General features: G+C 50.0%; 20 protein-coding genes. 9 read left to right on the top strand and 11 right to left on the bottom strand.

Annotated elements, in window-relative coordinates; genetic code table 11:
- Window positions 1-152: 152 nt before the first annotated feature.
- The 5 genes from ilvC to ilvD form a co-directional block, all read right to left on the bottom strand.
- A complete protein-coding gene (gene ilvC / locus HMPREF9944_RS11370; RefSeq protein ID WP_008566464.1) occupies window positions 153-1,196 on the bottom strand; it encodes a ketol-acid reductoisomerase in 1,044 nt (347 codons plus the stop codon).
- 189 nt (window positions 1,197-1,385) lie between these two features.
- On the bottom strand, window positions 1,386-2,153 hold the full coding sequence (locus tag HMPREF9944_RS11365; RefSeq protein ID WP_008566463.1) for an acyl-[acyl-carrier-protein] thioesterase: 768 nt from the start codon (window positions 2,151-2,153) through the stop codon (window positions 1,386-1,388).
- Window positions 2,137-2,694, bottom strand: coding sequence for an acetolactate synthase small subunit (gene ilvN / locus HMPREF9944_RS11360; protein WP_008566462.1), 558 nt, complete (start codon window positions 2,692-2,694; stop codon window positions 2,137-2,139). The genes HMPREF9944_RS11365 and ilvN overlap by 17 nt, the downstream gene beginning before the upstream one ends.
- Before the next feature lie 43 nt (window positions 2,695-2,737).
- Window positions 2,738-4,453 carry a biosynthetic-type acetolactate synthase large subunit gene (gene ilvB / locus HMPREF9944_RS11355; protein WP_008566461.1) on the bottom strand — a complete coding sequence of 572 codons (1,716 nt, stop codon included), beginning with the start codon at window positions 4,451-4,453 and terminating at the stop codon, window positions 2,738-2,740.
- 208 nt (window positions 4,454-4,661) lie between these two features.
- Entirely contained in the window at window positions 4,662-6,464 is a 1,803-nt protein-coding gene (ilvD, locus tag HMPREF9944_RS11350) for a dihydroxy-acid dehydratase (RefSeq protein ID WP_044113709.1), read from the bottom strand.
- A gap of 163 nt (window positions 6,465-6,627) precedes the next feature.
- Here ilvD and HMPREF9944_RS13145 point away from each other — a divergent pair, with 163 nt between their 5' ends.
- Window positions 6,628-6,822, top strand: a complete 195-nt coding sequence (locus HMPREF9944_RS13145) for a hypothetical protein (RefSeq protein ID WP_008566459.1) — start codon at window positions 6,628-6,630, stop codon at window positions 6,820-6,822.
- Here HMPREF9944_RS13145 and HMPREF9944_RS11345 read toward each other — a convergent pair.
- The 3 genes from HMPREF9944_RS11345 to HMPREF9944_RS11335 are packed head-to-tail and all read right to left on the bottom strand — an operon-like array spanning window position 6,819 to window position 9,719.
- Window positions 6,819-7,460 (bottom strand): trimeric intracellular cation channel family protein, encoded by a 642-nt coding sequence (locus HMPREF9944_RS11345; protein ID WP_008566458.1) that lies wholly within the window; start codon window positions 7,458-7,460, stop codon window positions 6,819-6,821. The two genes, HMPREF9944_RS13145 and HMPREF9944_RS11345, sit on opposite strands and share 4 nt — an antisense overlap.
- Before the next feature lie 10 nt (window positions 7,461-7,470).
- Complete coding sequence (locus HMPREF9944_RS11340) at window positions 7,471-8,427, bottom strand: D-2-hydroxyacid dehydrogenase (RefSeq protein WP_008566457.1); 957 nt, start codon at window positions 8,425-8,427, stop codon at window positions 7,471-7,473.
- A 20-nt stretch (window positions 8,428-8,447) separates the two neighbouring features.
- A complete protein-coding gene (locus HMPREF9944_RS11335) occupies window positions 8,448-9,719 on the bottom strand; it encodes a replication-associated recombination protein A (RefSeq protein ID WP_008566456.1) in 1,272 nt (423 codons plus the stop codon).
- Window positions 9,720-9,829: 110 nt separating this feature from the next.
- On the opposite strand from HMPREF9944_RS11335, the gene HMPREF9944_RS11330 reads away from it, so the two are divergent.
- Window positions 9,830-10,660 (top strand): hypothetical protein, encoded by an 831-nt coding sequence (locus HMPREF9944_RS11330; RefSeq protein WP_008566455.1) that lies wholly within the window; start codon window positions 9,830-9,832, stop codon window positions 10,658-10,660.
- Window positions 10,661-11,170: 510 nt separating this feature from the next.
- Here the strand turns inward: HMPREF9944_RS11330 and HMPREF9944_RS11320 are convergent.
- The 3 genes from HMPREF9944_RS11320 to HMPREF9944_RS11310 all read right to left on the bottom strand — a co-directional run bounded on the left by HMPREF9944_RS11320 (window position 11,171) and on the right by HMPREF9944_RS11310 (window position 14,937).
- Window positions 11,171-13,447: an ATP-dependent helicase gene (locus tag HMPREF9944_RS11320; protein WP_008566453.1), complete on the bottom strand. Its 2,277-nt coding sequence runs from the start codon at window positions 13,445-13,447 to the stop codon at window positions 11,171-11,173.
- An 8-nt stretch (window positions 13,448-13,455) separates the two neighbouring features.
- Window positions 13,456-14,190 carry a monofunctional biosynthetic peptidoglycan transglycosylase gene (gene mtgA / locus HMPREF9944_RS11315; protein ID WP_044113696.1) on the bottom strand — a complete coding sequence of 245 codons (735 nt, stop codon included), beginning with the start codon at window positions 14,188-14,190 and terminating at the stop codon, window positions 13,456-13,458.
- Window positions 14,191-14,259: 69 nt separating this feature from the next.
- Window positions 14,260-14,937 (bottom strand): OmpA family protein, encoded by a 678-nt coding sequence (locus HMPREF9944_RS11310; RefSeq protein ID WP_008566450.1) that lies wholly within the window; start codon window positions 14,935-14,937, stop codon window positions 14,260-14,262.
- A gap of 125 nt (window positions 14,938-15,062) precedes the next feature.
- On the opposite strand from HMPREF9944_RS11310, the gene proS reads away from it, so the two are divergent.
- The 7 genes from proS to HMPREF9944_RS13395 all read left to right on the top strand — a co-directional run bounded on the left by proS (window position 15,063) and on the right by HMPREF9944_RS13395 (window position 22,473).
- A complete protein-coding gene (gene proS, locus HMPREF9944_RS11305; protein WP_044113695.1) occupies window positions 15,063-16,544 on the top strand; it encodes a proline--tRNA ligase in 1,482 nt (493 codons plus the stop codon).
- A gap of 230 nt (window positions 16,545-16,774) precedes the next feature.
- Window positions 16,775-17,407, top strand: coding sequence for a hypothetical protein (locus tag HMPREF9944_RS11300; RefSeq protein WP_008566447.1), 633 nt, complete (start codon window positions 16,775-16,777; stop codon window positions 17,405-17,407).
- A gap of 129 nt (window positions 17,408-17,536) precedes the next feature.
- Window positions 17,537-17,830, top strand: coding sequence for a hypothetical protein (locus HMPREF9944_RS11295; protein ID WP_008566446.1), 294 nt, complete (start codon window positions 17,537-17,539; stop codon window positions 17,828-17,830).
- Complete coding sequence (locus HMPREF9944_RS11290; protein ID WP_008566445.1) at window positions 17,827-18,174, top strand: cell division protein ZapA; 348 nt, start codon at window positions 17,827-17,829, stop codon at window positions 18,172-18,174. Before HMPREF9944_RS11295 ends, HMPREF9944_RS11290 begins: the two co-directional genes overlap by 4 nt.
- Window positions 18,174-19,712, top strand: a complete 1,539-nt coding sequence (gene rny, locus HMPREF9944_RS11285; RefSeq protein WP_008566444.1) for a ribonuclease Y — start codon at window positions 18,174-18,176, stop codon at window positions 19,710-19,712. Before HMPREF9944_RS11290 ends, rny begins: the two co-directional genes overlap by 1 nt.
- 273 nt (window positions 19,713-19,985) lie before the next feature.
- Window positions 19,986-20,597: a LolA-like putative outer membrane lipoprotein chaperone gene (locus HMPREF9944_RS11280; protein ID WP_008566443.1), complete on the top strand. Its 612-nt coding sequence runs from the start codon at window positions 19,986-19,988 to the stop codon at window positions 20,595-20,597.
- 22 nt (window positions 20,598-20,619) lie between these two features.
- Window positions 20,620-22,473 carry a GH25 family lysozyme gene (locus HMPREF9944_RS13395; RefSeq protein WP_008566442.1) on the top strand — a complete coding sequence of 618 codons (1,854 nt, stop codon included), beginning with the start codon at window positions 20,620-20,622 and terminating at the stop codon, window positions 22,471-22,473.
- The last annotated feature ends 342 nt before the right edge of the window (window positions 22,474-22,815 follow it).

Here is a 22,815-nt window from a genome sequence, read left to right as displayed (position 1 = left end):
GCCCACAATATGGCTGAAATTAAAATACGGAATGATTATTATGGTAATCCGATAGGAAAAGAGTAAACGTTTAAAAAAGAAAAGAGGACACATCATCAAAGTGAATGTGATGTGTCCTCTCTCTATATATACAATTATGTATGCGAGAATAATCAGTTGTTTTCCGGCCGGAGCGTGCGCACCGTAACGCCGGCCTTCCACATTTCCTTATTGCGCATTGCTTCGAGTTCTGCGTTCAACTTCTCACGATAATCGGGCTGTGAGTTCCTGTCAATAGCAATTTGCGCCTCATTACCGGTCTTCACACTTAGGTAAAGCCACTCCATGACGGGCTTGATGGCCTCGCGGAAACGCGGTGCCCAGTCAAGTGCGCCACGTTGTGCCGTAGTCGAGCAGTTGGCATACATCCAATCCATGCCTTTCTCACCGAACAAAGGCATCAGGCTCTGCGTGAGTTCCTCGACCGTCTCATTGAATGCCTCGGAAGGAGAATGGCCGTGCTCACGGAGCACATCGTATTGTGCTTCGAACAGACCCTCGATGGCGCCCATCAATGAGCCACGTTCGCCCGTAAGGTCAGATGTGGCCTCGCGTTGGAAAGTGGTCTTGAACAGATAACCCGCACCGATGCCGATGCCGAAGGCAATCGTCTTCTCCTCAGCTTTGCCCGAAGCATCTTGATAAACGGCATAAGAGCAGTTCAATCCACGGCCCTCGCAGAACATGGTACGCAATGATGTGCCGGAACCTTTTGGCGCAACCATGATTACATCAATGTCTTTCGGAGGCACAACGCCCGTACGGTCCTGCCAATTGATGGCAAATCCGTGTGAATAATATAAGGTTTTGCCCGACGTGAGGTATTGCTTTATCTTCGGCCATACAGCAATTTGCCCTGCATCTGAGAGCAACATACAGATGATTGTTCCCTTTTGAACGGCCTCCTCTATGGAGAATAACGTCTTACCCGGAACCCAACCGTCTTCTTTCGCCTTATTGTAGGTTCGGCCTTCGCGCTGCCCTACAATGACGTTAAAGCCATTATCACGCAGGTTGCAAGCCTGTCCGGGGCCTTGGATACCATAGCCGATGACGGCAATCGTTTCGTTTTTCAACACTTCAAGGGCTTTCTCCAAAGAGAATTCCTTACTGGTGACAACAGTTTCTACAACGCCACCAAAATTCAGTTCTGCCATAAAAAATCAGAATGTGCGTCCTGCTTTGAGGAAACGCGGGTTAATGTTATCCCTATGAACCATGCTTGTCTTATTCAAAGAACGTGTTTGGCAGATCCATTCCAAGACTTCTCCAAAGCCTCGGCCGGGGATTTATTATTTTATTCGATGCAAAGGTAACATATTAACACGAATAAACCAAATTAAATTTCAATATTCTTCAAAATCAACCTTACATCTAACAACTTCTATCTCTTCGAGTGTATTTCCATTCGATTTGGTTATTTTGATGCCATATTCATTCTCGGCAATCTCTTCACGATAGAAGTTCAAGATATCACCGCAATGGCTTTCGGCCACATAGGCTATTTCGAAACGCTTCACACGATGCCTACGATACCAGTCGAGCGGCCACAAATCAAGCACATGCTCAATATATTTCACGCTGTTGACGTGACCGTTTATATCAACATCGCTATAGTTCGTGGCGATTGAACCTATTTGCCGTGCTGCTTCTCCCATCTTCACTCGAGAGCTCTTGTCTATCGGGCATGCAGTTTCAGTCTCTATATATTGCTTGATAAGCCCGTCACGCACGGCAAGGATATCTACGGGCTGCCGAGAATCGGTATCTATCATTGCCCAAATGCTTTTGCCATATCCACAAACCGTGCCCCCTACCGACACACGGAAGTTTCGACTGGTGAAGAAACGCATCACACTGTCTACCCATGTGTCAATCGTAAATCGCTCATAGGCCTGCGGCATCTCGTTCATCTCTATGGCCAAACGTGACAATACCCATGTTCTATGAAGTGGATTGAGATAGCTCATGCCATAGCCACGGTCGTTCGAATGAAAATCAGCTGCATTCAGCATGTGATTCCCTAAATGACCAAGGAAAAGACGATGTGAGAAGTCGCAATGAAACGGCTCGGCCAAGAACGCATAGCTTCCTACCTTACTCAGCATCTCCATTTCCTTCTTCCTCTTGTTGGTGCAAAATGTCGGATATTGGTTCCTCAAGACTACGTGTCACGGCGATGCGTCCACTGCGCGTGTACTGTAAGATGCAATCGAATTCATTCAAGCAATTGAACAAATCGACAATGTCCTCTGTCAGTCCGGCCAAAAGAACCGTACTATAAGTGGGATTCACCTCCATCATTCGTGCATCGTGTTTACGTATAGTACGCGACACTTCCGGCGTCTCCAATAATATCGGAGTAGAAATCTTGAACAATGCGACCTCGTGAATGAAAAGCTGTTCGTCGGTATAATAATCTGCTTTGACCACGTCTATCTTCTTTTCTATGGCCTTTGTAATCTTGACGATTTGCTCTTCATTGCTCCAAGCCGTAATCGTATACTTATGGATGTTATTGATGTTACTGGCCGAAACGTTCATGCTTTCAATATTGACCTGACGACGCGTAAACACGGCTGAAATCTGATTAAGTATTCCGGCGATATTCTCTGAATAAACCAGCAACGTATATAATTTCTTTTCTTGATTCATTTCTATTTACCAATAAGATTTCATAAATTGGGGAACCACTCTCTCAATAGTCCAGCTCCAACAGCATTTCATCAACGCTTTTGCCCGGCATGGTCATCGGAACGATATCCTCATCCGGCTTGATGGCGCACTCCAAAAGATAAGGTCCTTCGGTAGAAATCATCTTTTCTATCTTTGCCCGCAAGTCGTTCCGGTCGATGACCCTATCGTAAGGAATGCCATACCCCTTGGCAATATCCCCATAACAGGGGTTCAGCATGTCCGTGAAAGAATGGCGACCCTTGAACATCAAGTCCTGCCACTGACGCACGTTGCCGAGATAATTGTTGTTCAGCAATATCATTTTTACGGGAGTCTGCTGCTCCATTATCGTTCCCAGTTCCTGAATACTCATCTGGAAGCCGCCATCACCGAAGAAGCAACAGACCGTGCGGTCAGGTGTGCCAAAGCATGCACCGATGGCGGCAGGCAAACCGAACCCCATCGTCCCGAAGCCACCACTGGTGACAATAGAACGCTTCTTATTGAACTTGAAATAGCGACTCGATATCATCTGGTTCTGCCCTACATCGTTCACCAATACGGCATTTCCTTTTGTCACTTCGGCAACAACATTCGTCACTTCGCCCATCAACAACGGTCCGTCTGCAGGATGGATATCCTTTTGAATGACCCGCTCGTCTTCCATATCGGCATATTGCTTGAAAGAAGCAATCCAAGACTGATGATTATTCTTCCGCAACAGCCTTGTAATGGCGGGCAGGCTCTGTTTGCAGTCGCCCAACACGGCCACATCCGTCTTGATGTTCTTGTCTATCTCAGAGGCATCAATGTCCAAATGAACAATCTTGGCCTGCTTGGCATACGTAGAAGGAAGCCCCGTCACGCGGTCGCTGAAACGCATGCCGATGGCGATGAGCACGTCGCACTCCTGCGTCTTCATGTTCGCGGCATAGCTTCCGTGCATGCCGAGCATGCCCATGTTCAAGGGATGGTCTGAGACGAGGGCAGACAAGCCGAGCAACGTGCGCCCGGCAGGGATATCGGCCTTCTCAAGGAACTCGAGCAATTCGCTGTGTGCATTGCCCAGCTCTACGCCCTGCCCCACCAGTGCAAACGGTCGCTCGGCCTCGTTGATGAGTTTGGCAGCCTGTTCTATCGCCTTATCATCCAACTTCGGATAAGGATTATAAGACCTCACATAGCTGACCTTCGCCTCTTCCCATTCGCACGTATGCGTCTGCGAATTCTTCGGAAGGTCGAGCACTACGGGGCCGGGACGTCCCGAGCGTGCAATATAGAAGGCCTGACTGACGGCCCACGCTATATCCTCCGGGCGACGTATCTGATAGGCCCACTTGGTGATGGGCTGCGCCACACCCACAAGGTCTACTTCCTGAAAGGCATCAGAGCCCAGCGCACCGATGCTCACCTGCCCGGCAATCACAACGATGGGCGTTGAGTCCATCATGGCATCTGCCACGCCCGTCAATGTGTTCGTGGCACCGGGGCCGCTGGTTACAAGACACACACCGACTTCGCCACTGACTCGTGCATAGCCCTCGGCCGCATGGGCCGCCGCCTGCTCATGGCGCACCAGAACGTGGTCGAACCATTTCGTCTCTCCCCTCGTGTAGTCGTAGAGTGCATCAAACACCGGCATGATGGCACCGCCCGGATAACCGAAGATGGTCTTCACCCCCTCGTTATGCAGTGCGCGCATCAATGCTTCTGAACCTGTAATAACTTCTTTACTCATTCTTTCGCGTACATTAAATATATAGAGTCTTACCCCTGTTACACCTTATTTTATACCTATTCGCAGGGTGCCGCCATACCCAGCTGCTGGGTAGCGGTGTACCCTACTGCTGGGTCGGGTTGCACCCAACTGCTGGGTAGCGTCATACCCAGCAGCTGGGTACGGTCGCACTTCACCGCTGGGTAGGATTACACCCTGCAGCAGGGTATCAATCTATCAGTCTCACGCCCCCCTTGTCTGCCGAACTGACATGCTGTGCATAGGCACGCAGGGCCTTGCTCACCACACGCTTGCGCTCCAAAGGCCGCGGCGTTCGGGCGGCAAGTTCCTCATCAGAGAGCCTCACGTTGATGCTGCGGTTCGGAATGTCTATCTCGATGATATCACCGTCTTTTATCTTCCCGATATTGCCGCCCGCGGCAGCTTCGGGAGAGATGTGCCCGATACTCAGTCCCGACGTTCCGCCCGAAAAGCGTCCGTCGGTAATCAGAGCGCACTCCTTGCCCATGTGCATGCTTTTTATATACGACGTGGGATAAAGCATCTCCTGCATGCCCGGCCCGCCTTTCGGACCTTCGTGTGTAATGACGACGCAATCGCCCTTTTTTACGCTGCCGTTCAAGATGCCCTCGCAGGCCGCTTCCTGACTGTCGAACACCACGGCCGGACCGCAGAACTTCCACAACGACGGGTCTACGCCGGCCGTCTTGACCACGCAGCCGTCTTGTGCGATGTTTCCGAAGAGCACACCGAGTCCGCCGTCTTTTGTATAAGCATATTCAAGACTTCTGATGCAGCCCTTCTCGCGGTCAGTGTCGAGCTGCTCCCACTGCGCGTCTTGGCTCCCCATCTGCGTGGAGAAGCGGCGGCCGGGCGCACTGTGATAAATACGGTCGGCCTCGGCATCGGGATGGTCAACCGTTATCCTGTATTTCTCCATCGCTTCGGCAAGCGTCAGACCGTCCACACGTTTCGTCTTGCCTTCAATCAATTCACCTTTGTCCAGCTCGTCCATGATGCCGAGTATCCCGCCCGCACGGTTGCATTCCTGCACGCTGTACTTCTGCGTATTGGGCGCAAGCATACAGAGGCATGGCACACGCCGACTCAATCGGTCGATGTCGCTCATCTTGAAATCAACCCCAGCTTCCTGTGCTATGGCCAGCAAGTGGAGCACCGTGTTCGTGCTTCCGCCCATGGCAATGTCCAAGGTCATGGCATTGAGGAAGGCCTCGCGCGTGGCAATGCTTCGCGGGAGCACGCTCTCGTCTCCGTCTTCATAATAGGCACGGGCATTCCTGACGATTTGTCGGGCCGCATCTTTGAACAGCCGAATGCGGTTCTTATGGGTAGCCAATATCGTTCCGTTGCCCGGCAGTGCAAGGCCGATGGCTTCGGCGAGCGAGTTCATCGAGTTGGCCGTGAACATGCCCGAACAGCTGCCGCAGCCCGGACAGGCACGGCTTTCTATCTCTGCCATCTCCTCGTCGCTGACAGAAGCATCGGCCCCTTTGACCATGGCCGTGACAAGGTCGGCATTCTCGCCGCGCCATCTTCCCGCCTCCATCGGTCCTCCCGAGCAGAACACGGTCGGAATGTTCAAGCGCATCGAAGCCATGAGCATGCCCGGCGTCACCTTGTCGCAGTTGGATATGCAAATCATCGCGTCGGCCTTGTGGGCATTCACCATGTATTCCACCGAGTCGGCAATGATATCGCGCGAGGGAAGTGAATAGAGCATGCCGTCGTGTCCCATCGCAATGCCGTCGTCGACGGCTATCGTATTGAACTCTGCGGCATAGCAGCCCGCTTGTTCTATCTCTTGCTTTACGATCTGTCCGATTTCATGTAGGTGCGTATGCCCGGGCACAAACTGCGTAAAGCTGTTCACGATAGCGATGATGGGTTTGCCAAACTGCTCGCGTTTCATGCCTGCTGCCACCCAAAGTGCTCTTGCACCTGCCATTCTTCGGCCTTCCGTGCAAACAGAACTTCTTAACTGATGCTTCATAAATTTCTTCTGTTTACTTCTTCTCTTCAACTCAACGGAGCGACAAAGAACGCCTTGTCGCCCTACAATGATGCAAAGGTAATGAAAAAAGCGCAATCTCCGAATATTTTATTACGAAATGTTTTATAATCCCATTAAAACTATCACATAAACAGGCTATATAATGTCATATTATAATCTGTGCATCGTGATTATACCTCCAATGGAGGTCGAGTTGTACTTCCAATGGAGGTATGATTGCATTCCCAATGGGAAGACGATTGCATTCCCAATGGGAAGACGATTGTATTCCCAATGGGAAGACGATTGTATTCCCAATGGGAAGACGATTGCATTCCCAATAGGAAGTACGGTTTAGTTCCTCTTTTCGTCTCTGAGAATGGGGAGAGAGATATGATACCTCACGGCAAGGAAGCGAATGAGGCAAATGACAAGGAATGTGGTGATGGACGACAGGCCGACGTTCAGCCCCGCCAGCGTGAGAAGCCAATAGACCAGCCCGCCTGCCACGCTGGCCATGGCATAGATGTCTTTCCGGAAGATGACAGGCTCTTGGTTCAGGAGTACATCGCGGATAATGCCACCGGCCGCTCCCGTGATGCACCCCATGATGATGGCCACCCAAAAGGAATGTTCATACAACAATGTCTTCTGCAGGCCGGCTATCGTGAAGAGGGCCAGCCCGAAGGTATCGAACACGAGCCATGCATTCTCCATGCGGTTGAGCGACTTTGCAAACAGAATGACAACCAGCAGGGCGAAGACTGTGCAGACGACATAGATGCTCGAGGTCATCCAAAAGGGAGTGGCGCCGAGCATCACGTCGCGAATCGTTCCGCCACCTATTGCAACCGCGAAACCACAGACAAAGCCGCCGAACCAATCGAAATGCTTGGCTGCGGCCATGCGTATGCCGGATATAGCAAAAGCAAAGGTGCCGATGAATTCGATTAACTGCTGGACGGTGTGGGCAACTTCTGGATTGGAATTAATCATCGTCTTCCTTTTATGCGTTCACGACATTCTGCGGGTGACCGTCGATGAATGCCTTGATGTTTTCTATGCAAGTGGCAAGCAAGCGAGCGCGCGCTTCTTTCGTCGCCCATGCAATGTGCGGGGTGATGAAAGCGTTCGGCTGCTTGAAGAGTGGATTGTCGGCACTTGGCGGTTCGCTGCACATGACGTCTGCACCGTAGCCGCCCAGCTTGCCCGACTTCAATGCCTCGGCGACGTCGGCTTCGTTCACCAAAGGGCCGCGCCCGGTGTTGACCAGCAAGGCCCCCCGTTTCATCTTCTTCAGCGATGCTTTGTTGATCAGTTCTCGCGTGTCGGGCGTCAGTGGGCAATGCAGGGTGAGCACGTCGCTGATGGCAAACAGTCCGTCAAGTGTCGTCTTTTGTATCCCTTCCTGCAAATCGGCGGCGTTCTTGCTGGTGTAGGCAAAGACGTCCATGCCGAAGTCAAGTGCGATGCGCGCCACCTTGCAGCCGATGTTTCCCAAGCCCACGATGCCCAGTGTCTTTCCGCTGAGTTCAGGAAGCGGCGTGTCCCAATAACAGAAATCGGTGCTCCTGCTCCACTTTCCCTCGCGATTGAGCCGGGCATAGTGCGCGATGCGGTTTGTCATGTTCAGTATGTGGGCAAAGGTCGTCTGCGCCACACTGTCGGTACTGTATGCCGGAACATTCGATACAACGATGCCGCGCGCCTTGGCAGCAACAATGTCGACGACATTGTATCCCGTAGCCAAGATGCCGATGTATTTCAACTTCGGCAGCCGGTCCATCACTTCTTTCGTGATATTCACCTTGTTGACGAGAATAATGTCTGCGTCTTTGGCCCTTTCGACCACTTCTTCCGGGGCCGAACGGTCATAAAGTTCGAAATCACCCAGTTCTCTCAATGCGTCCCAACTTAAATCGCCGGGATTCGCTGCATATCCGTCTAATTCTACGATCTTCATATTTTCGATACGTCAAAGGTTTATTCCTTAAATCTGTCTCCCCAGCAGTCTTTCATCTGCTTGTTCAGCTTCTCCTCGGCAGCGCTGTGTTGACCGAACCAGAAGCGAGCGTCTTTCAACTCGTCGGGCAGGTATTGCTGCGCCGTGAAATGACCGGGATAGTCGTGAGGATATTTGTAGCCGTCATGATAGCCCAGCTCGGCCATCAGCTTGGTTGGCGCATTCCGCAATGGAAGCGGAACAGATAGGTTGCCCGTCTCGCGCACCTTAGCCAGCGCGGCATCTACGCCCAGATAGGCCGAGTTGCTTTTGGGGCTGGTTGCCAAATAAACCGTGGCTTCCGCCAAGGGTATCCTTCCCTCAGGCCACCCTATCTTCATCACGGCATCAAAGGCTGCATTGGCCAGCAACAGCGCATTCGGATTGGCCAAGCCCACGTCTTCGGCGGCACTGATGACAAGACGCCGGGCGATGAACTGCGGGTCTTCTCCTCCCGCTATCATCCTTGCCAGCCAATAGAGTGCGGCGTCGGGGTCGCTGCCGCGAATGCTTTTGATGAAGGCCGAAATGATGTCATAGTGCATCTCTCCGTCTTTATCATAGGCTAAAGGATTAGTTTGCAAGCGGCTTTCGACAAGTTCGTCTGTGATAACGACGTCGTCGCCGGCTGCTTCGACCACCAAATCAAGAATGTTCAGCAGCTTTCGGGCATCGCCCCCGCTATATCGCAAAAGTGCCCCACTCTCTTTCAGTTCGATATGCTTTTTCTTCAGTTCCACATCCGTGGAGATTGCCCTGTTGACAAGCCGGAGCAAATCCTCCTTTTCAAGGGATTTCAACACATAAAGCTGGCAACGGGAAAGCAATGGCCGAATAACCTCGAAAGAAGGATTCTCGGTCGTTGCTCCTATCAACGTGACAATGCCACGCTCGACGGCTCCCAACAGAGAGTCCTGTTGCGACTTGCTGAAACGATGAATCTCATCTATGAAAAGTATCGGAGAAGCACTATTGAAGAAACGATTACCCTTTGCCTTTTCAATCACTTCGCGCACGTCTTTCACACCGCTTGTCACTGCGCTCAGCGTATAGAAAGGTGTCTGCAGTTTATTGGCGATAATTTGTGCCAGAGTCGTTTTCCCCACTCCCGGTGGTCCCCACAGGATAAAGGAAGAAATGCGCCCTGCGTCTATCATCTTACGCAGGACTCCACCCGCTCCGACAAGATGTTGCTGACCAACATATTCATCGAGCGTGCGAGGACGCATTCTTTCAGCTAAAGGTTCGCTCATAACTTACGTGCAAAAATAAAGATTTCGCATGATATGGCAAAAAAATCTATGCTAAAAGTTTGTGGATATGATGCAAAGTATATACTTTTGCAGCAAAGAAAACAATGGATATGAGACAACAAAAAGCATTAACGCTGAAGACGCTCAACAAGAGCAATGTCTGGGACATTCAAGAAAACGATGTCTTTCGGATATGGGAGGCTGCCGAGAAGGAATCCGATTTGAAAGATAATGTGCGCCATTATGCGGACATCATCAGAAGCGCGTTCGATATCGAGGAAATCAAAGTCGACCGTCCCGAAGTCGTCTCCAAATATGAAGCGCGCGGCTTCAAAGTGGGGCTTGTCAAGATAGACGACAACGCAAAAGTCAAATGGGCCATCAAGAAGCGGCCCATTCTGCGCGTCACCGACCTCACCTACGAGAACATACGCCACATTTCGGCGGCCAAACTGCTTGAGGTCATCGAGCGGAACTTCGGCGGCGGCTGGGAGAGTCTGTCGCAAAGCGTACAAGACATCATCGAGCGGGGTTTCGATATCAGCACCACCACCCTGCCGAAAGACCGTCTTCACAAGCCGGGCGGCATGTACGAGAAGAAAGTGCACGACGGCTACGAGGTGCTCGAAATAGCCAAGGGAACGTGGGTCGAGGCCATCTTCGCAAAAGAAAAACCCAAGACAGAAGAGAGTCCGAAGGCGAAGTTCGAACCCAAAGAAATGCCTGAAAAGGAAGAGACGCCCCAAGACAGCACGGAGGAAGAAGAGGAAGAAGAAGACGTTGTCGTGGAGGACCATTACAATGAGCCCGACGAAGATGACGACGACGACACCTTCGACGAGGACAAACTGACAGAAGAAAGCTATCGCACCACCTATGATGAAGACCCAGAGACGCTCGAATTGGAGGCCTCGGAGATGGGCGACGAAGAGGAATATTAAATTTACATGTTTGAAATGACACTATAAAGTATGCCTTGCACGGGCATACTTTTTTTGTTTATAATCGACCAAGTCAACCTGAAACGGTCAGAGTTCCCTATTTTCGGACTTCCGCACGGCCATGAATTTCCTTGCGGGAAGAAATAAATTTTCTCCCGCATGGAAATAAATTTCTTTACGGTAGAAAATTCCACGGCATGCGGGAGAAAAAATATTTTCATACGGATGAAAATAGAGTTTCATACGGTTGGAACTGTAGTTTCATACGGATGAAACTAAAGTTTCATACGGATGAAAATTTTATGGCATACGGTAGAAAGTTTTTCAGCATACGGGAGGAAGAAAATTTTCTTGCGGGAAGAAATAAATTTTCTCCCGTATGAAAATAAATTTCTTTGCGGGAGAAAATAAATTTATATACGGGAGAAAATTTCACGGCATGCGGGAGGAAATTTCTCAGCATGCAGAAGCGGAAAAACCGCAAGGCGAAAAGGGATGGAAAAGAAAGCCCTACCCTATGATTGTGTATCGGGCAAACTTCAGCAGCAATATCTTCTGACCGGTGTTCTTGAACGACACGGTGGCTTTCATGTTCTCGCCGGTTCCCTCAAGATTGGCGACGGTTCCGATGCCGAAGCGCTGATGCTCGATGACGCTGCCCACGCGAAGTCCGTCGGGAGCAGATGTCACGGGGGCCGCAGGGCTAACGGGCGAAGAAATTTGCCTTACCTTTATCGGTCGCAAATGGGCGGTTTGAATGGCGGGAGATTGTTCTTCCTGTTTGAAAGCAGAACGCACGAAGGGCCTTTCTGTCGCGGGGCTGTCGCCATCTGTCTGCATGAAACGCGGGTCGATTTCATAAAGGAAACGACTCGGATTTCCGAATTCCAGCTTTCCAAAGCGCCATCTGTTCTTCGCGCTCGTCAGGATACAATGCCTTTCGGCACGCGTAATGGCAACGTAAAAGAGCCGACGTTCCTCTTCCAGCTCGCGCGGATTGTCCAAGCACATGGCGTTGGGAAAAATGTTTTCTTCCATTCCGACGATGAAGACCGTCGGGAATTCCAAACCTTTTGCCGCATGAATGGTCATCAGGCTGACCTTGTTGCCGTCGTTGCTGTCGCCGCTCTCCACATCGGTAAGCAGGGAAACTTCTTGCAGGAAATCCGGCAAGCCCGTGAATTCATCTCGCCCCGTTTCTCTTCTTTCCTCGACAAATGCCTGCAGACTGCTCAGCAGTTCTTCAATGTTTTCTTGCCGTGACAGTGCTTCGGGGTCTGTAGAACCGAAAATGTCTGCACTGATTTTGCTTTCTTTGATGATGGCCTTGCCCAATTCATAAGCGTCTGTCGTTGGCATTCTGCCGATGAACGACGAGATGAGCTCCGCGAACGAACGCAACTTGCCGATGACGCCGTTATTCACGTCCAGCCCATATTTCACGGGAGAATTGATGACGCTCCAAAAGCTCACGCCTTGCAGCTGTGCGCATGCGGCTATTTTGGCTACGGTGGTGTTGCCAATGCCCCGTGCAGGATAGTTGATGATGCGCTTGACGGCTTCTTCGTCGTCGGGATTGGCCACCATGCGGAAGTAAGCCAAGATGTCTTTGATTTCCTTGCGCTGATAGAAGCTCATTCCGCCGAAGATACGATACGGAATATTCTGCCTGAGCATCTCTTCCTCAAAGCTCCGACTCTGAGAATTGGTGCGGTATAATATGGCAAAGTCGCTGTATCCGCCATTCTCCTTTTGCCGTAGATGCTTGATTTGCCGGCAAACCACGACGGCTTCTTCCTTGTCGCTATACACCGGTTTGTAAATCAGCTTGTCCCCCTCGTCGTTGTGGCTGAAGACATCTTTGGGTATCTGACGCGCGTTGTGCCGTATCAGACTGTTGGCCGCCTGAACAATGCGCTGCGTCGAACGGTAGTTCTGCTCCAGCTTGAAGAGTCTGCTCTCGGGATAAATCTTTTGAAACTCAAGAATGTTATCGATGTTCGCCCCGCGGAAGCCATAGATGCTTTGGGCATCATCGCCAACGACACAGACATGCCGTTGTTCCATCGTCAACTGGAGCACGATGCATTGCTGCACATAGTTCGTGTCCTGATACTCATCAACCAAGATATACCTGAAACGCTCGGCATATTTCTTTCGGATATCATCGTTCTCCTTGAACAATCGCCATGTGAGCACCAGCAAATCGTCAAAATCCATGGCATTGGCTTTCTGGCAACGCTGCTGATAGACCTGATATATCTTGTGGATTTCCGGCTGCCTGCTCCTTGCATCTCGCTGCAAGGCTTCATGGTCGTTGGCATACATCTCCGGAAAAATCAGATGGTTCTTGGCCATACTGATTTTAGCATGCACGCCGGCCGGCTTGTAAACCTTGTCGTCCAGCCCCATCTCCTTGATGATACTCTTCAATAGGGAACGGCTGTCGGCCTCATCATAAATCGTAAACTTGGAAGTATAGCCGATTTTTTCTGCTTCGACACGCAGGATACGAGAGAAAATGCTATGAAAGGTTCCCATATACAGATAGCGAGTGCGGTCCTGCCCCACGACCTTGGCAATGCGTGTGCGCATCTCGGTTGCCGCCTTATTGGTAAAGGTCAATGCCAAGATGCTCCATGGTTCGTATTGCTTTTCATCAATCAGATAAGCAATCTTATAGGTCAGCACGCGCGTCTTGCCCGATCCTGCGCCGGCAATAACCAACTGCGGGCCGTCACAATATTCGACGGCAGCCCTCTGTCCTTCGTTCAATTCAAAATCCATCACTATAATTAACGAGCATAAACACCACCAGAAGCTGTATGGGGATTATAATCCTCTCCTTCTTTCGGAAAACTTGGCATAAAACGCATATTAGAAAGTATCTGTTCCCTTCGCTTTCTAACATAAGGCCCCGGCCGCTTACTGCTGAACTCGCGGGGATTAGGCAAGGTTGCTGCAATCGTTGCGCAGTCAGACCGAGACAAGTCTATCGCCTTCTTCCCGAAATTGTACTCAGCAACTGCATCCGCTCCGTATATGCCGTCGCCCATCTCTATCGAATTCAAATACACTTCCATGATGCGTTGTTTGCTCCATAGAAGTTCTATCAAGGCCGTAAAATAAACCTCGAACCCCTTTCTTAGCCATGAGCGTCCGGGCCATAGGAAGACATTCTTTGCCGTCTGTTGGCTGATGGTACTTGCACCGAGCTTGCGCTTACCACCTTTCATGTTCCGTTTGGCCGCTTTTTCAATCGCATCATAATCAAACCCATGATGCAAAAGGAAACGCTGGTCCTCACTCGCCATCACAGCAACGGGAAGATGCGGAGAGATTTCGTCCAAGGGTGTCCAATGATGGTGCAATGTCATGCCCTCCCCCTCGCCTACTTGCTGAAAACAACGAATGAACATAAGTGGCGTGAAATATACCGGGACAAAGCGAAGCACGACAACCGCAAACACTGAAGACGCAAAGAACAAGGCAAAACCCCACCTTACAGCTTTCCAGACAAAGGTTTTCATTGATGCAAAAAAGGGGGCACACCATTTGTTGTAGTGTGCTCCCATCAATTTAGTCGTTAGTAATCTTAATTATTCGGAAAGCGTTCCGTTCTTGGCTGCATTCACCATCGCTTGAGAAGCATACAAGTAAACCTCCACACGACGGTTCTGCTTACGACCTGCAGCCGTTGAATTATCGGCAACAGGTTGCGAGCTTCCTTTTCCAACAACGTTTTGGAACTGTGCATTGGAAACACCGCAATTCTTCAGATAGTTAACCACACTCTGTGCGCGACTATTACTCAAAGGCAAGTTAATTCCATCGTTACCCGTTGAGTCGGTATGACCATAAATATCGACATGGCAGTCAGCGTTGTTCTTCAATACGGTAGAAAACTTAGCGAGATCGCTCTTAGATGATGCCGTCAGCGTCGACTGATTGGTTGCAAACAAAATGCCACTATCGAACGTCACTTTCACGGCCTTCAAACCGTTAGCGTCTGTCACCTCTTCAACTTTGGCATTCTTTACCCGAGCAGCCTCAGCAGCCACCTTGTCCATATGACGGCCGATGATGGCTCCAGTTCCAGCACCAACGGCACCGCCTATGGCTGCACCGACGGCAGCATTACCAGCAATCTTTCCAACGATGGCTCCCAAAACGCTACCGCCACCGGCACCGATCAAAGCTCCTGTACCCTGTTTTGTTGCACAACCACATACCGAAAGGAAGCAAAGTCCCACGGTTACCATTTTCAAATTCTTCATAATACTCTCTTTTTTTAATTTATTATGTCGTGCAAAGATAATTGTTTTTCCAACAATATATGCCAAATACCAACTATTTTTTGTACTTTTGCATGCAAATTTACACTATATTTACATACAAGGCAATGGCAAAAGAACTGAAAGAACTTACCAAACGGGCTGACAATTACAGTCAATGGTATAATGATTTGGTCGTAAAAACCGACTTAGCAGAGCAATCTCCCGTGCGAGGCTGCATGGTTATCAAGCCATACGGCTATGCCATTTGGGAGAAGATGCAGCAACAACTTGACAAGGAATTCAAGAAAACCGGTGCGCAAAACGCCTATTTCCCACTATTGATACCCAAGAGCTTCCTCAGCCGAGAGGCCGAACACGTGAAAGGCTTTGCCAAGGAATGCGCCGTTGTGACCCACTATCGTCTTAAATCGGGCGAAGACGGGAACAATGTTGTCGTAGACCCGGCTGCAAAACTCGACGAAGAGCTCATCATCCGCCCCACATCCGAAACTATTATTTGGAATACTTACAAGGGATGGATACATTCATGGCGAGACCTCCCCATTATGTGTAACCAGTGGTGCAACGTAATGCGCTGGGAAATGCGCACACGTCCGTTCCTACGCACATCGGAGTTCCTCTGGCAAGAGGGCCACACCGCCCATGCCACGTGTGAAGAGGCGGAGCAAGAAGCCAAGAAGATGCTCAAGGTTTATGCCGACTTTGCCGAGAAATGGATGGCCGTGCCCGTGTTGCAGGGCGTAAAGAGCGAGACAGAACGCTTTGCCGGCGCACTCGACACCTACACCATCGAGGCCATGATGCAAGACGGAAAGGCCTTGCAGAGCGGAACAAGCCACTTCCTTGGCCAGAACTTTGCCAAGAGTTTCGACGTGACGTTCCTCAATAAAGAGAACAAACCCGAATATGTATGGGCAACCTCATGGGGCGTAAGCACGCGATTGATGGGTGCCCTCATCATGGTTCACAGCGACGACAACGGTCTTGTGCTTCCACCGAAGCTCGCCCCGATACAAGTAGTCATTGTTCCTATATATAAAGGTGAAGAACAACTCAAGGCCATCAGCAACAAGTTGCAGCCCATCATCGATAAGCTTCAGGACTTAGGTATCAGCGTTAAATACGACGACTCGGACAACAAGCGCCCCGGTTTCAAGTTCGCCGACTACGAACTGAAAGGCATACCGGTGCGTCTCGTGATGGGCGGTCGCGACTTGGAGAACAATACGATAGAAATCATGCGGCGTGACACCTTGGAAAAGGAGAACATCAGCTTCGACGGCATCGTGGAACGCGTGCAAAACCTGCTGGAAGACATTCAGAACAATCTCTTTGAGAAGGCCCGTACCTATCGCGATGCTCACATTTACGAATGCGATGACTACGAAGAATTTAAGGAACGCGTGAAAGATGGCGGCTTCTTCCTCTGCCATTGGGACGGAACCGAAGAGACAGAGGCCCGAATTAAAGAAGACACGCAGGCGACCATACGTTGCGTTCCCTTCGCCTATGAACAGACAGAAGGCGTGGACATGGTTTCCGGGAAGCCGGCCAAGCATCGGGTCATCATTGCAAGGAGTTATTAGGAACAGTCATTCTGTGTTCTTATCTCAACCGTTTTGCAATGCAATCTCAGCCATATTAGCGCGCAATCTCAGCTATATTACGCGGCAAAATGGCTGAGATTGAAACGCAATATGGCTGAAATAGATTTGCGACTACTGTAAAAATTCATCTTCATTAGGTTTATTGGGCAGAAAGTCGTATCTTTGCAAAGACTTAAAATAAGAACTAACACATTTAGTAAACAATATTTATGGGATTTTTTTCAAACCTTTTTGGAAAGAAAGCAACAGAAGTGAAAGTCGGTGGAATGGAAGATTTCATGACATTGATACGCGTTTATTTTGAAGCTTCGCTTGCAGCTAATTTGGGAATCAATAATTTAGGCATGCTACCCGACCTGCGCACGTTCAAAGCAACACTGCATGTGCCGACATTGAACAACAAATTAGGCTTGGGAGAGAAGAACCATTGCAGGAAAATCATGAAGGAAATCTATGCTATAAACGATGATTTCTTCAAAGAAATAGACCAAAGTATCCGCAAGAATTGCCGAAAGATACAAGACGTACAGCCCTATATGGTTCAGTTTCAAGGCTTTTCTCAGGACTTGATGATGCTCATGGGAAACTTGATGAAGTTCAAGTTGCGTCTTCCTTCCTTTATGAAAAAAGCACTCTATTCGATGACGGAGAAAACGGTTGCCAATTTATTTGTGAAGAACGACTATAGCGACCCGAGCGTAATCAAGTCGGTAATGAACGTCAGACAGTATAGCAAGCATTTGGGCTTCAGCCAGAAATGGATGACAGACTTCATCTATCAAGTGGTGATGTTAGCTAAGAAAGAGCCTCGTTCGGCGAGCACCGAAGACGTCAAGAAGTAAAGATGAAAGCCGGATTGACTTTTCTTGACTATCTTGGTTTGGAGGCTTGATGCCGATGAAGGAAAATATTAAAGTAAAATTTGGATATTTCGATTAATTAAGCTAAATTTGTAGCCAAATTGTTAATTTATGAATGCAACTGAGGATGCTCTAACCTTGTTTTCCACTCGCGTAAGACAAATGATCCTTCAATACAAAGACTTGATAAAAAGGAACGCTGAACTTTACGCAATGGTAAATGAACGGGAGGCGCAAATAGAAAGGCTTAATGCCCAGCAGACTCAGATGCAGAATGATTACAACAGTCTCAAGATGGCCCGAATGCTTGAAGTGACCGACGGCGACGTGGAGAAGGCACAAAAGAGTTTACAGAGCTTAATCAGAGACGTCAATAAATGTATAACGCTGCTGAGTGAAAAATGACAGAAGCGATAACTGAAGAGAATAAAAATAAGCTGAAAATAAGATTGCAGGTATATGATACGGATATTCAATTAAGAATATTTCGTGAAGAAGAAAAATTGTATCGTGACGCTGCAAAACTTATAACCATGACAGTGAACAAGTATGCCGATAAGTTCAAAGGACTCAAAACCGGCAAGGATTTGCTGTATATGGCACTCATGGATATTGCCTTGCGATATGAGCGTGAGGCTTTTCGCAATGATACCGAACCTTATAAGAATATTCTCGGTAAGTTGACTTCTGAAATAGAAGAAGCGTTTGGGAAACAGGAAACCGAGAATATGATTAAAAATACAATATAATGAACGTAATAACAATTGTAATAGTATGTGTTGCACTTGTGGTTGGATTTACCATTGGATATGCTATCTTCCGCTATGTAGCGAAAGGAAAATATAAAGAAATGGTTGAGGCCGCAGCTAAAGAAGCCGAAGTCATTAAGGAAAAGAAGCTTTTGGAAGTCAAGGAAAAGTTCCTGAATAAGAAAAGCGAACTTGAGAAAGAAGTCCAACAGTGTAATTTGAAGATTCATCAGAGTGAGAATAGGCTTAAGCAACGTGAGATTTCACTGAATCAACGCCAGGAAGATTTGGGACGTCGCAAGATGGAAATAGACCAAAGTCTGCAACGAATCGAGAATGAAAAAAAGCTGCTCTCCGTCAAGCAGCAAGAATTGGAGAAGATGCAGAAGCAAGAACAAACCAAACTCGAGGAACTCTCTGGCTTAAGTGCAGAAGAAGCAAAGAACAGGCTGGTAGAAAGCTTGAAGGATCAGGCAAAATTAGATGCCGCAAGCTATATAAATGAGATTATAGATGACGCAAAACTGAATGCCAATCAACAGGCCAAGAAAATTGTCATTCAGACCATTCAGCGCGTAGCAACAGAAACCGCCATCGAAAATTCAGTGAGCGTGTTCCATATTGACAACGATGAGGTCAAAGGACGTATCATTGGACGTGAAGGTCGCAATATCCGTGCTTTAGAAGCAGCTACCGGCGTTGAGATTGTCGTTGATGATACGCCCGAAGCGATTGTCATCAGTGCCTTTGATCCTGTGCGTCGGGAAATATGTCGCTTGGCGCTCCATCAGTTGGTTGCCGATGGACGTATTCATCCGGCCCGGATAGAAGAAGTCGTTGCGAAAGTGAAGAAACAAATCGATAACGAAGTGATTGAAACCGGGAAGCGGACGGCCATAGACTTGGGAATTCATGGCCTGCACCCAGAACTCATACGCATTATCGGCAAGATGAAATATCGTTCAAGCTACGGGCAGAATTTGTTGCAGCATGCACGCGAGACCGCTAATCTTTGTGCCGTGATGGCCAGCGAACTGGGCCTGAATCCCAAGAAAGCCAAGCGCGCAGGCCTGCTCCATGACATAGGTAAGGTGCCGGATGAGGAAAATGAACTGCCGCACGCTTTGTATGGTGCGAAGATTGCTGAGAAATATAAGGAGAAACCTGATATCTGCAATGCGATTGCAGCGCACCACGACGAAGAGGAGATGACAACGTTGCTTGCTCCGATTGTGCAGGTATGTGATGCCATTTCCGGTGCTCGTCCTGGAGCGCGCCGCGAAATCGTCGAAGCTTACATCAAACGTTTGAACGATCTTGAGGCCATCGCCATGAGTTATCCGGGTGTGACGAAGACCTACGCCATCCAGGCCGGTCGCGAGCTTCGCGTCATTGTCGGCGCCGACAAAATGAACGACGACGAGAGTATCAAGCTGAGCGACGAGATCGCAACGAAGATACAAAACGAAATGACCTATCCCGGACAGGTAAAAATAACCGTAATCCGCGAGACGCGCTCTATTGCTTACGCCAAATAGAGCGTGGCTGAACAGAAACTTGTGCAGACAACGACATGGCGATGGATTTCATGTTTATTTTGAAGTTTCGCGCCATGTCTTTTCATTGGTCGACTTTCTGCATGAACTTTCCTTCAGGAAAGAAATATATACAGCTTTCTGCATGAACTTTTCTTCAGGAAAGAAATACACACGACCAGCTGCATGAACTTTTTTTCAGGAACGAAATACATGCGACTTTCTGCATGAACTTTTCTCCGGAAGGAGATACTGGCTGACAAAAAACGAAGAAAAATGAGAAAAATCATCATCATTTCACTCATGGTATTGGCTTCTCTCCAAGGCATGGCACAACATGCAAAAGAAGCAAAGGAAATTCTTGACAAAACCGCAGCTGTCGTTGGCCATCACGAAGGAGCGAGCGCCAGCTTCACCATCAGTGGCGGCAGCGGAAGCATCGGAACAACGCACGGATACGTTGCCATCAAGGGAAACAAATTTTATGCGCGCACGCCGCAAGCGACGGTATGGTTCAACGGGAAGACGCAATGGACCTACATGAAATCCACAAATGAAGTCAGCGTGACCACCCCAAACGAAGCCAAGCTGGCACAGCTGAACCCCTACAAGTTCATAACCCTATATAAATCCGGCTATACGCTGGGAATGAAAAGGGCGGGCAATGCCTACCTGATCCACATGCAGGCGCAAAACAAGCAACGCAGTCTGCAGGAGCTTTTCGTCACCATCGGAAAGGACCACACGCCCTCGAAAGTGAAAATCCGACAAGGGCAGAACTGGACCACCATCAGCATTTCGCACTTCAAAACCGAGCGACTGAGCGACGCCATCTTCAGCTTCAGGGCCAAGGACTTCCCGAAGGCCGAAATCGTGGATTTAAGATAGCCGAGGCGAGCGAATTGCAACCATGAAACGAAGAAGAGCAATAGCGGCCGCAGCCATTCTCGCGCTGCTTGCGGCCGCGTGGCTGACCTATCGGATATGGCCCGACGATGGCGAGCGCGCGCTTCGGGCACACACGCAAATCACCCTCTGCCGTTACTACCAAATCGGCGACGAGCGAGGAAACCAACTCTATTTCGCGGCCATCGGAAAAGACTCCCTGCTGCAAGAACTCACATGGAATGCGCAGAAAATACGTTCGCGCGACAGCCACGCCGACGGCTTCTGGGTAAACCGAAGCTGGATTTACCCCTCGTGCGGCGGCCGCATCATCGCCATCATGCCCGACGAGCACACACCGGCCACTGCCGACATTCCACCCTCGATTTTAATCACAAATCAGCTGCGAGCTGAAAAACTGAAGCTCGCGAAACTGCGCCACCTGCTGACCGAGCTGAAATATTACCTGCGCGTGCACGGCGTGCAGGACGAGGGCTACGATATCGTCGCAAAATACACCACAAACGCCCTCCTGCGCAAGGATACGTTGGCCAAGAACATCGCCCTCCTCGAGCGAATGGCCAAAAAACCAAACATCACGATAAGACGTGCAGACCGATACGTGGCCACTTATCAGACGCCCGACGGAAAAACGGCCCAAACTGCCTGTCGCATCGTCGCGCGAGGCGCCCACCACAAGCTACTCCTCCGCACCAACGACGGAAAAACGCCCGACGGCGTGGAAGCGATAAGCATCATGCCATGGACAACAGACACGCCCGGCGCGTTATCGGCCATGACGGAAAAAATCAAGAAAACAGCCCGCGGCAGCCTCACGCACGGCGTCATCAGGCGGAACTCCACCCTCTACCGAGGAGAAATCCGGAACGGAAAGCGGAACGGGAAAGGAATCATGCGCGACGCCGCAGGAAATCTCTACAACGGAACGTGGAACTGCGACACGCTCGTCAGCGGCACCCGCACCGACAGCCTCGGCGGACGATACACGGGATTTTTCGACCGCAACGACCGTCCGCAGGGCTACGGCGTCTACCAATCAGACGGCATCTACTACGAAGGCCACTGGACAGCCGGACAGCGTGACGGATTCGGCATGGGAATAACCGCCGACAACCGTCTGAAAGCCGGCGAATGGAAGAGCGACCGCTTTCGCGGCGAGCGAATCACGCACACCAGCGACCGCATCTACGGCATCGACGTTTCCAAGCACCAACACGTCAAAGGCCGCAAATACTACGCCATCGATTGGCGCGCGCTGCGCATCACCAGCCTCGGAACCATCAGCAAAAAGCGCGTCACGGGTCACGTCGACTATCCCGTCAGCTTCGTTTACCTGAAATGCACCGAGGGCAAACGGCTGCTCAACCCTTATTATCAAAAAGACTATCGCGCCGCCAAGGCCGCAGGCTTCAAAGTGGGCAGTTACCACTTTTTCACGACGGCCCCCGCAGCCCTTCAGGCCCGCAACTTCCTGCGCAACGCTTCGGTCGACTCTGCCGACTTCCCACCCGTGTTGGACGTCGAACCACACCACGCGCAAATCAAACGAATGGGCGGTCCCGCCGCGCTGTTCCATGCCGTAAGGGCATGGCTGCATATTGTGGAGCGCGCCACCGGCCGAAAGCCAATTCTCTACGTCAACCAGCCTTTCGTCAACCGCTACCTGCCGCAAGCGCCCGACCTTAAGCTCCGCTACCGCATCTGGATAGCGCGCTACGGCGAATACAAGCCCGACGTCCGCCTCGTCTTCTGGCAGCTCTCGCCCGACGGCCGAGTAAAAGGAATTCACGGACCCGTCGACATCAATGTCTTCAACGGATACCAAAACGAATTCCAGAAATTCTGCGCGGGCAAATAAATAAATCGAAAAAACAGCGCGCTCAAATTTTTTCTGCCAATAAATCGCAATTTCTTGGCGGAAATCGCTGTATTTTGCAAAAAAATCGGAGCCTCCCCCAGCCCCTCCAAAGGAGGGGAGTAGAAACGAGAGCCTCCCTCGGCCCCTCCAAAGGAGGGGGAGCGGAAACGGGAGCAGATTAGCTTACGTGCAATTCGTGCACCCCTCCTTTGGAGGGGCTGGGGGAGGCTCTCTGTTTTCTATTCAGAAACATGCGTTTCTGAACAGAATACAGCGATTTCTGACGAAAAACATGCGTTTCTGAACAAAATACAGCGATTTCTGATGAAAAACATGCGTTTC

It is taken from the genome of Segatella maculosa OT 289 (assembly GCF_000243015.1).
Taxonomy (GTDB): domain Bacteria; phylum Bacteroidota; class Bacteroidia; order Bacteroidales; family Bacteroidaceae; genus Prevotella; species Prevotella maculosa.
Note: the sequence above shows the minus strand (reverse complement) of the source record. Positions and strands in the feature narration are given on the sequence as shown.